This is a genomic window from Pseudomonas sp. TMW22090, assembly GCF_022496665.1.
Classification (GTDB): domain Bacteria; phylum Pseudomonadota; class Gammaproteobacteria; order Pseudomonadales; family Pseudomonadaceae; genus Aquipseudomonas; species Aquipseudomonas gregormendelii.
The window spans coordinates 1-10,119 of the sequence record NZ_SCFH01000017.1 but is presented as its reverse complement, the minus strand read 5'-3'; the positions used below and the strand labels follow the sequence as shown (position 1 = coordinate 10,119).

The 10,119-nt window shown below is 56.5% G+C and carries 8 protein-coding genes and 3 pseudogenes; 3 read left to right on the top strand and 8 right to left on the bottom strand.

Features of this window, described 5'->3' with window-relative positions; translation table 11 throughout:
* Positions 1 to 178: 178 nt before the first annotated feature.
* From EQV97_RS28665 to EQV97_RS28655, 3 genes and pseudogenes are all read left to right on the top strand, one after another.
* Positions 179 to 391, top strand: a pseudogene (locus tag EQV97_RS28665) (IS5/IS1182 family transposase); the annotation flags it as partial.
* A 361-nt stretch (positions 392 to 752) separates the two neighbouring features.
* The gene (locus tag EQV97_RS28660) at positions 753 to 2,399 is read left to right on the top strand and encodes an acetolactate synthase large subunit (RefSeq protein WP_240890560.1); all 1,647 of its coding nucleotides are present in this window, start codon (positions 753 to 755) and stop codon (positions 2,397 to 2,399) included.
* A 384-nt stretch (positions 2,400 to 2,783) separates the two neighbouring features.
* Positions 2,784 to 3,563, top strand: a pseudogene (locus tag EQV97_RS28655) (IS5 family transposase); the annotation flags it as partial.
* A gap of 186 nt (positions 3,564 to 3,749) precedes the next feature.
* On the opposite strand, the gene hisC reads toward EQV97_RS28655, so the two are convergent.
* The 8 genes and pseudogenes from hisC to EQV97_RS28615 all read right to left on the bottom strand — a co-directional run.
* Positions 3,750 to 4,877 carry a histidinol-phosphate transaminase gene (gene hisC, locus EQV97_RS28650; RefSeq protein WP_240890559.1) on the bottom strand — a complete coding sequence of 376 codons (1,128 nt, stop codon included), beginning with the start codon at positions 4,875 to 4,877 and terminating at the stop codon, positions 3,750 to 3,752.
* Entirely contained in the window at positions 4,874 to 5,698 is an 825-nt protein-coding gene (locus tag EQV97_RS28645) for an amino acid ABC transporter ATP-binding protein (protein WP_045060598.1), read from the bottom strand. The genes hisC and EQV97_RS28645 overlap by 4 nt, the downstream gene beginning before the upstream one ends.
* An 83-nt stretch (positions 5,699 to 5,781) precedes the next feature.
* On the bottom strand, positions 5,782 to 6,453 hold the full coding sequence (locus EQV97_RS28640; RefSeq protein WP_045060599.1) for an amino acid ABC transporter permease: 672 nt from the start codon (positions 6,451 to 6,453) through the stop codon (positions 5,782 to 5,784).
* The gene (locus tag EQV97_RS28635) at positions 6,450 to 7,112 is read right to left on the bottom strand and encodes an amino acid ABC transporter permease (protein ID WP_045060600.1); all 663 of its coding nucleotides are present in this window, start codon (positions 7,110 to 7,112) and stop codon (positions 6,450 to 6,452) included. The genes EQV97_RS28640 and EQV97_RS28635 overlap by 4 nt, the downstream gene beginning before the upstream one ends.
* A 100-nt stretch (positions 7,113 to 7,212) precedes the next feature.
* Positions 7,213 to 8,049, bottom strand: coding sequence for a transporter substrate-binding domain-containing protein (locus tag EQV97_RS28630; protein WP_082069203.1), 837 nt, complete (start codon positions 8,047 to 8,049; stop codon positions 7,213 to 7,215).
* A gap of 96 nt (positions 8,050 to 8,145) precedes the next feature.
* Positions 8,146 to 8,727 (bottom strand): FAD-linked oxidase C-terminal domain-containing protein, encoded by a 582-nt coding sequence (locus tag EQV97_RS28625; RefSeq protein WP_276614406.1) that lies wholly within the window; start codon positions 8,725 to 8,727, stop codon positions 8,146 to 8,148.
* Positions 8,728 to 9,522: an FAD-binding oxidoreductase gene (locus EQV97_RS28620; RefSeq protein ID WP_240890558.1), complete on the bottom strand. Its 795-nt coding sequence runs from the start codon at positions 9,520 to 9,522 to the stop codon at positions 8,728 to 8,730.
* A gap of 55 nt (positions 9,523 to 9,577) precedes the next feature.
* Positions 9,578 to 10,119 (bottom strand): annotated as a pseudogene (locus tag EQV97_RS28615) (aromatic ring-hydroxylating dioxygenase subunit alpha); the annotation flags it as partial.

Below are 10,119 nucleotides of genomic sequence, written 5' to 3'. Positions count from 1 at the left end.
CACTCTCCACTCTCCACTCTCCACTTTGGCACCTAGATGCCGGGGCAGCGAGGATCCTCTATCGATGTAGAGGTGCTGCGGTCGGCCCGCTGCCGGGGGGAGGCGTCCATACCATCTGAAAAAGACTCCCAGATTTGCTGAAATACTCGCCTCACACGAATCGAACGGTTGAGCCCCGATGAAACAGATGTCTTTCGCCGATGCCGAGTATGCCGGCAAACGTAAGCAGACCCGTCGTGAGCACTTCCTGATCGAAATGGATCAGGTCGTACCCTGGAAGGGCTTGATTACCTTGATCGAGCCGCACTATCCGAAAGGCGAAGGCGGTCGTCCGGCCTATCCGTTGCTGGCCATGTTACGGGTTCACTTGATGCAGAACTGGTTCGGCTATGGGGCCGTAGGTGCGCAGGGGGGGGGAGTTCTGGACGGTGTTCTCTGAGTCTGTCCTGGCTCGCGTTCAGTTTATTCTTCCTCTGACGGATCACTACGCGGAGACGGTTGAGGTCATTCCAAATGTGAATGAATCGGCAACGATTTATCGTTTATTTAGTCAGTTATTCGTGATGGAAAATGATTCGAGAGTGAGAGTATTGAGGTTTTGATTTTGTAATTTCAGTGTTTTGAATAATATTTAATACATTGCCGGTATTGTTGCTGGCGAAAAATTTAAGTTTTGCCTGTGAGAGCGCGAGATGAAGTTTAATTTCGTGTAAATGCGCGCCTGCGCGAACTAAAAGTACAAAGGTGATGTAATGGCTAAGGCCGCTGATGTTGTCGTGCAATGCTTGGAAACTGAAGGTGTCGAGTACGTATTTGGTATCCCAGGTGAGGAAAACCTTGATTTACTTGAGTCGCTACGGCGCTCCAAACAGATAAAGCTTGTTCTTACAAGGCATGAACAATCAGCTGGCTTCATGGCCGCTACTTACGGTCGTCTGACAGGCAAGACAGGAGTCAGTTTATCGACCCTTGGCCCTGGCGCTACAAACCTGGTGACGGCAGGAGCCTATGCTTACCTCGGCGGTATGCCGATGCTGATGATCACCGGACAAAAACCAATCAAAAAATCTAAGCAAGGTCGTTTTCAGATTTTGGACATTGTGGGCATGATGGCGCCGCTGACCAAATACACCCACCAATTAGCTTCAGCGGACAACATTCCCTCTCGTATCCGGGAGGCTATTCGCTTAGCTGAAGAGGAAAAGCCGGGGGCAGTCCACCTGGAACTCCCAGAAGATGTGGCTGCAGAGCATACAGACAGCACACCTATTCCTCCTAACCTGACTCGACGGCCACTGGCAGAGTGCAAATCCATACAAGCAGCAGTAGCGAAGCTCAAGGAAGCGAAAAGTCCAATTATTGTCATTGGTGCTGGTGCCAACCGCAAAATGACCGCAAGCGTGCTTCTTCAGCTTGTCGAGAAAACAGGGATTCCCTTCATTACCACGCAAATGGGGAAGGGGGTTGTCGATGAGCGCCACTCAAAGTTTCTTGGTAATGCTGCGTTGTCGTCGGGAGACTTTGTACATCGCGCTCTGGATTCGGCTGACCTTATTGTTAACGTAGGCCATGACGTTATCGAAAAACCACCGTTTTTTATGGTGCGTGGTGGAACTGAGGTTATCCATGTGAATTTTCGGTCTGCTGAGGTGGATCCGTTCTACTTCCCGCAGATTGAAGTCGTCGGTGATATTGCCAATTCCATTTGGCAGATCAGTCAAGCGCTCACTGACCAGGAACAATGGGATTTTACTCGAATTCTTGCAATACGTGAGGCAAACGAGGCTCAGATTATCGAAGGGGCGGATGATGGACGCTTCCCGATGTATCCACAGCGCGTTGTGGCGGATCTGCGCAGAGCTATACCCTCTGAAGGTATTGTAGCGTTGGACAATGGCATTTATAAAATCTGGTTCGCCCGTAACTACAAAGCGCACATGTCTAACACCGTTCTGCTCGATAACGCGCTTGCGACGATGGGCGCAGGTCTACCCTCCGCTATGGCTGCTCGTTTGGTTTATCCAGACAAGCCAATCGTCGCGGTATGCGGTGATGGTGGATTTATGATGAACAGCCAAGAGCTTGAAACTGCGGTTCGAATGAAGATGAACTTGGTTGTGGTTATTTTGCGTGATGACGGTTACGGTATGATTCGCTGGAAGCAAGCTCAAATGGGCTTTGAGAATTTCGGTCTGGACTACGGTAATCCTGACTTTGTTTTGTATGCGCAAAGTTACGGCGCCACGGGACATCGCGTAGAAAGTGCGGAAGAGTTTCTACCTCTAATTAAACGTTGTATTGAGTTGCCAGGAGTGCATGTCATTGACTGTGCTGTCGATTATTCGGAGAACGACTTCATCCTCAATAGTGCCTTGAAGGAGCGTAGCGCTGCGCTATAGGTGATTTATAATAGCCGCAACAAGTGGTGGGTGAGAGCGAAAACTCTCCAGGCTGATATAGCTTAGGATAAATAGCCGAAAAATTTCAAACGTAGGTTGGCTAAACTTAGACAGTTGGGTAAAACGCCATGGCTAAGGGGTTTTTAAACTAAGTACACTGGCTATCCAATTGCCTCGGTTGTGTATACAGACTTTTTGTGTTGGCGTGTTTCCCATCGTTGAGTAATCATCGATGGGTTTTTTTAGTTTTTATCTAGTCTGGATGCAGTTTGAGTGAAGTCTGGATTGCGACTTAATTAACGAACGGCTTTCGGCACAAATGGACTGGCGGACGGCGTTTCGAACAGTGTTTCAAATTTAACTAACGGTAACTCTAAGATTTCAGTTCGAAGGTGCAACTTCTCCGATGAAGGTACCGAAGATGCCGTCTACGACAGCCAGGCTATTCGTGGTTTTGTCGGCATCGACCTGGGCCGTGAGTCGGCACCGGATGCCACCACTTTGCTGCGATTTCGCCGCTTGCTGGAAATCCATCAGCTGACGCGGGTGCGGTTTGAAACGATTAACCAGCATCTGGCCAGCCGGGGTCTGCTGCTCAGGGAAGGCGCTATCGTCGACGCGACCCTGATCGCCGCGCCGCCTTCGGTCAAGAACCGAGAAGGCAAGCGTGATCCTGAGATGCATCAGTCCAAAAAAGGCCATCAGTGGCACTTCGGGATGAAGGCCCACATTGGTGTCGACGCTACGTCGAGACTGGTGCACAGCGTGGTAGGGACGGCCGCCAACGTGGCGGATATCACCCAGGTCGACCAGTTACTGCACGGTGCCGAAACCTAAGTTTCGGGTGACGCTGGATACACCGGTGCGGCCACGCGACCGGAGCATGCTGAACGGGACGTTTTCTGGTCGATTGCAGCACGGCCAAGCAGTTACAAGCACCACGGCAAAGGCAGCGTGCTGTTCCGGGTCAAGCACAAGATAGAATACGCCAAGGCGCAACTGCGCGCCAAGATCGAGCATCCCTTCCAGGTAATCAAGGTGCGTTTCAATCATCGAAAGGTTCGCTACCGTGGACTGGAAAAGAATACGGCGCAGTTGTTCAGTCTGTTTGGGTTGGCCAATCTGATGCTGGCCAAGCGGTATTTGCAACGGGCGGCGGGATAAATCCGTCTGAAAGGCGAGGCTGGCCCGAAAATCAACAAAATGAGGGCAGAAATCGGCCCCAGAAACGCAGAATAAGGCCGATGGGTTGAAAATGCGGCTTGAAAATGGAGGACGGCGCAAACGGGTTAATTGTTCAGCGTCTCCCTAAGAAATTGGTATAGGCCGCTAATGCGGCCCTACTTGAGTTCAGGCCAGTTCAGCCAGGGTCCTGCAGAGGGCTTCGAGGAACATATCGTTGTCTTCCGGGCTGCCCACTGATACCCGCAAGTAGCCAGTGTAGCCAGCATCTCGCCAGGGTTTGACTATCACCCCAAACTGCAGCAAGCGTTCATTGACGACTTCAGCTTCGTGCGAGGTTTCAAAGAACAGAAAGTTGGTCCATGACGGCGCCACCTTCAAACCCATCTCGTGCAGGGCAGCACACATGCGCCGGCGTTCGCTGGCCACTAGTTCTAGCCCTCGTTGCAGGTGCTGGTTGTCGGCAAGGGCGGCGACCGCGGCGGCCTGGGCGACCCGGTTGACGTTGAATGGGGTGCGCATACGATCGATCAGCTCGCTCAGCAATGGATCGCTAGTGATCCCGTAACCGACGCGCAGACCAGCCAGGGCGTAGGCCTTGGAGAATGTGCGCAACAGCACGAAGGGCTTGCCGCTAGCCTGCAGCAGAGCCAGGCAGTCAGGGTATTCGGCCTCTACCTGGGCATATTCGAAATAGGCTTCGTCGAACACCAGCAGCGTATGCTCAGGCAGGGCATCAAGTAGGCGCTGCAGTTCGGCCGTGAAGAGGATACTGCCGACTGGGTTGGATGGGCAGGAAAACATCAGCAAGCGGGTACGAGGTCCAAGGGCGGTGATCATACCGTCCACATCAAAGCTGCCGTCAGCTAGCAACGGCACACCGCGGACCTCGGCGCCGACCGCTTGCGGGTAGATCAGATGCAGGCCGAACGCCGGCAGCACAGTGACCACTTCATCGCCGTGATCAAGGAAAGTGCGCGCCAGGATGCCCAATAAGTCTTCCGACCCGTTGCCGAACACCAGATAAGCTGGATCAACATTCAGCTCGATGGCCAGGGCGGAGCGAAGCTCAGCGCATTGCGGGTCGCAATAAATCGCGCAGTCAGCACCGGCACTGACGATCGCTGCCGCCACAGCGGGCGCTGCGCCGAGGGGATTTTCGTTGCTGCCAAGCTTGGCGATGCGGGTTAACCCGTAGCGCTGGCGCACTGTCTCGCTGGACAGGCCGGCGTTGTAATTGGGCAGGGCGCGTACTTCGCGGCGGGCCAGGGCTTTCAGTATATGTGGGGCGGTCATATGATCTGTTCCTCTTTCTTGTCCTGCCAGAAGGCATTGCGGTCCAGGTAGTTCTGCAGAAACTGCTGCAGGCGCGGGTGTTCGTTGTTGTGAAAAATTTTCTCCGGCGAGCCACAAACGGCGATCTTGCCTTGGTCGAGGAATGCCACTCGGTCGGCGACCTGGGCGGCAAAGCCCATTTCGTGGGTGACCACCACCATGGTCATGCCATCGGCAGCGAGGGATTTCATGACCTGCAGTACCTCGCCGACCAGCTCCGGGTCGAGCGCGGAAGTAGGTTCGTCGAACAGCATAATCTTCGGCTCCATGGCCAGGGCGCGGGCAATCGCCACGCGCTGCTGCTGACCGCCGGAGAGCTGCGCTGGATAGGCATCGGCCTTGTGCACTAGACCGACCCTGTCGAGCATGGTCAGACCCTTGGCGCGCGCCTCGGTCTGAGGCAGCTTGCGCACTTGCACCAAGGCCTCGATGACGTTGCCGAGCACGCTCATGTGCGGCCACAGGTTGAATTGCTGGAACACCATGCCGACGTTACGTCGTACCTGGTTCAGCTGGCTGCGGCTGGTGAGTCGGCGTAACGGGCCGGGTTGCCAGCCGAGCAATTGGCCCTCGATATAGATCTCACCTTCGTCGTATTGCTCAAGGAAGGCCATGCTGCGCAACAGTGTGCTCTTGCCTGAACCGGAGGGACCGATCAGGCAGATCACCTCGCTGTGGTGGATGTCCAGGTCGACGCCTTTGATCACCTGCAGGCTGCCGAAGTGTTTGACCACCCCACGCAGTTTTAGGATGGGGTCGACGTTTTTGGTGGAAGTGTGCATGCGCTTACCTCATTGAGCAGCGGGTAGATAGCCGCCGCTGTCATGGCAGTTTCGTGCCGCTGCGCCGGGCAGCGGCGCCTGTCTCAAAGCACTTCGCGGGCGATGAAACGGCCTACGCGTTTTTCCATCCACATGCCGGTGCGCGAGCACAGCTCGACCAGCAGCAGGTAGCTGATACAGAGCACCAGCAGGGTTTCAACGAATGCGAAGGTGGAGGAGCCGATGCCGGTCAGGACCATGGTCAGTTCTGGAATGGTGATGATCGACAGCACAGCGGTTTCCTTACACATGATGGTGATCAGGTTGATCAGTGCCGGCAGGATGATCACCAGCATCTGCGGAACCTCGATGCGCAGGATACATTTCCAGCGGCTGATGCCCAGGCAGTTGGCAGCCTCCAGGTGACCCTGAGGGATGGAGAGGAAGCCGCCGCGGAAGATCTCGGCGAAGTACACACTGCCGTAAATGCCCAGGGCGATTACGCCGGCCGGTACCGGCGCAAGCTCCAGGCCCAGGCTTGGGCCGCCGTAGTAGAGCAGGAACAACTGCACCAGAAACGGCGTGCTGCGGATCAGCTCGATATAGACCCGCAGCACACCGCGCAGGAACCGACCACCGAACAGCTGAAGAAGCGCGACCAGCAGGCCCAATGCCAGGGCGAGCGCCACACCGCTGGCCCAGGTGGCGAGAGTGATACCGAAGCCGCTGGCGATTTCTGGTAGGCGATTGGTGATGATCGAAAGGTCGAAATTCATGTGGTCTTACCTCCCATGCGCCGTTCCAGCCAACTGCCGCAATAGGCCAGGGGCAGGTTGATCAGGCAATAAAAGCTCGCTAGCAGCAGGTAGTTCTGCAGGAACAGGTAATCGCTGGCGGCCAGGTTCTGTGCCGTGCGGGTCAGGTCGGCGATACCTACCACGGAAATCAGCGAGGAGGCCTTGATCAACAGGATCATCTCGTTGATCAGCGCAGGCAGCGTTAGACGCACCGCTTGTGGCAGCTTGATTCGGAACAGCATCCGCAGGGGACTCAGCCCCAGCATCCCTGCCGCTTCCAGCTGACCTTCAGGAATGGCGAGAAAGCCGCCACGCAGGATTTCCGCGATATAGGCACCGGCTGCGAGTGACAGGCCGATGATTGCCGCGGTCATGGGGGCAATGTTCGGCAGGCCAATACGTGGCAGGAAGTAGTAAATGAACAGCAGTTGGACCAGCAGCGGAATACCGCGGAAAACAAAGATATAGGCGCCGCCGAGCCGAGTGAATAGCGGCCGGCGCGATAGGCGCAGGCTACAGATGCCGACGCCAATGACGAAGCCGAAACCCAGGCCGGCTAAGGCAGCTTCCAATGTCACGATCAGGCTCGCTGCAAGCAGCGGTACGTTCTGGATCAAGATTTGCCAATCAAAAAGCATGACTCTCACTCCAAGCGTTCAAGACCATCCGACAGCAGCCCTCAAGCCCGGCGGGTACGGCGCGGGCTCAAGGAAATGTTTTTACTGCGTGTGCGGGGTCTTACAAGCTTGGGTCAACTTCGACCGTCGGTACCTTCATCTCGGCACCCAGCCATTGCTTCTGCAGGCTGGCCAGACGACCGTCGGTATTGAGCTGGAGGATTGCCTGATTGACTGCGGCGATTAGACTTGCGGAGTCTTCACCCTTGCGGCCGACGAAGGCGAAGTAGGAGGGTTTGCCGAACGGTGGCTGCACCACCTTGAAGGCCTGCGAGCGCTGGGAGGCGACGAAGGAAATGTTCGGCAGCGAATTGGCGACAGCTGCGATGCGACCGGCGCTGAGGTCGGCGTAGGCCTGGTTGTTGTCGACGTATTCGCGGATGGTTACAGGTTTGGGTAGGGTGGCAGCGTAAGCCTTCAGCTCGTCCAGTTGCGCTGAGCCCTTACTAGCGCCGACGGCCTTGCCGGCGATGTCGGCAGGTTGGTTGATGCTGTTATCATTGGCGCGCACCATCAGCGCCACGGTGGCTTCGGCCATTGGCAGGGTGAAATTGTAACGCTCCTTGCGTGCCTTGGTGACGATCAGTGGGCCGCCGACCAGGTCGAATTTGTTCGCTTCCAGACCGGGCAGTACGCTTGCCCAAGGCAGGTCGAGAAATCGCACCTTTACCCCTAATTGCTCGCCGATCAGCTTGAACAGGGCGGGATTAAGCCCTTGCTGCTGGCCTTTTTCTAGATAGTCAAAGGGGGCAAACTGCATTTCTGTGCCTATCACCAGCTCGCCGGCCTTTTTCACTTCGGCCAATTGGTCGGCTTGGGCGGCGAAGGGCAGCAGAGTCATCAATGTGGTGATGCACAGGCCACGCAGGATTTTACGGTGTTGGCTCTTGCTTTGCATCGAGTAGCTCCTCAGAGGATTGTCAGGTTGTGACTATTGTTGTTATCGCTTCGATGAATCAGCAGTAAGGCGGTTGTGGGTGGATCCGGTGTTGGCTTAAGGCAGCACTTTGCCGGGGTTGAGTAAGTTGTAGGGGTCGAAGCTCTGTTTGAGTTGGCGCATGACCGCAAGCGTCTGTGGGTCGACCGAGTGATGTAGAAAGTCGCGTTTGAGCAGACCGATGCCATGCTCGGCTGAGATCGAGCCGCCCATGTCGCCGACGGCGCTATACACCAATTCTTCCACGGCAAGCAGCGGTGCTGGTTGTGGCAGCGCGTTACAGTCGAGGGTCAGGTGCAGGTTACTGTCGCCGATATGGCCGAAGTAGTAGCTACGCTGGCCCGGCCACTGTGCCTCCAGGCGCTGGCAGATGTCGTCGACGAACTCGCCGATCCGGCCGATCGGCAGGCTGACATCGAAACTCAGTGGGCGCATGCGGGTGGGGAACTCGCCGGAGGCTTCGCGGATTTTCCACAGATGACGGGCCTGGGATTCAGAGCTGGCAAGGACCGCATCGAGGACCTGCTCACCTTCCATGGCCCGATCCAGGAAACTTTCCAGGGCCTCACGCGTGGCGCAAGTGTCGAGCAGGACATAGAGCGGGTAGTTGTCATTGAGCGGGGCATGGGGGTTTTCCAGCTAGCTCACGCCCAATTGGTAGTAGTCCGGCCACATGAGTTCGTAGGCTTCTGGGGTGCCCAGTTCCCGTTGCAGGCAGCGCAGCAGGCTGACGGCGCTGGCATAGTCTGGCAAGGCGCACAGGGCGGTGGCCATGCTGCTGCGGGCAGGCGCCAGCTTGAGTACGGCGCGGGTGATTACACCCAGGGTGCCTTCGGAGCCGATGAAGCATTGCTTGAGGTCATAGCCGGTGTTGTTCTTGATCATTTTGTTCATCAGGTTGAGCACCCGACCATCGCCGAGCACCACCTCTAGGCCCAGCACCTGGTCGCGGGTCATGCCGTAGCGGATCACGCTGTTGCCGCCAGCGTTGGTGGCGATGTTGCCGCCGATATGGCAGGAGCCGCGTGCGCCGAGGTCCAGCGGGAACAGGAAGCCGGCTTCGGCCGCGGCCTGCTGGATTTTTTCCAGCCGAGTGCCGGCGCGCACGGTGATAGTGGCTGCCGCGCTGTCGATTTCCTCGATCCCTTCCAGGCGCTCAAGCGACAGGGCGATATCGTAAGCGCGGGGCTCTGCGCCAGCCGCCAGCCCGGTCAGGCCACCCTGCGGTACCAGGCTCTGGCGCGCTGCGTGGCAGATGCGCAGTGCACTGGCCACCTGCTCGGTGTTGCGCGGCAGCAATAGGGCGGCCGGGCGTGCCGGCGCATTGTTGGTCCAGTCGCTGTGGTGCTGTGGGCTGATTGCCTCTCCCGTGAGTACGGCAGCCTCGCCCAGCGCTCCACGTAACTGGGTGAGGGTCTGTTGCAGTTCGCTCATAGGACTCTCTCTGACAAGAAAGTTGGCGTGCCGGTGGTGTTGCTTGAGGTTTACTTCAGGCTTGTACCTTGGAGGGGTCGGCGTGTTGTTGGGTCAGTGGAATCAAACGATCAGACTGTTCTTCGGCAATCAACTTGGCCAGGTGACGACGAAAGCGCAACGGGCCTGAGTCAGTGGCTAGATCAATGTTGGGCGTCTGCTTGTTGGCCATACCTAGGTGCACGGCACTGAGAACGACCCGATCTTCGGCAAAAGCATGACGCACGTCCTCGTCGAACTGGCGTGAGATCTCTTCATTGTCCTGGTCGAAATTTCGTACTTGGAACCAGTAGTAGCGAGTGCTTGCTTCGTCGATGGGGGTCATGAAGTTATAGGAGTTCATCAGGAATACCTGCTCGTGCAGCTCTCCCTCATCGGAGCCAGTCCCTGCCGGGGTGAACAGCGCCTTGATAATGGCCTGTGCAGGGTAATGCACCTCATAGTGCTGTTTGCGATCGCAGTTACCGCTGAATTTGACGAATTTTGCATAGAAGGGCGCCACTTCGACATCGCGCATCCAGCGAGAAACGACCACACCGACATCACTGACGGTGGTCT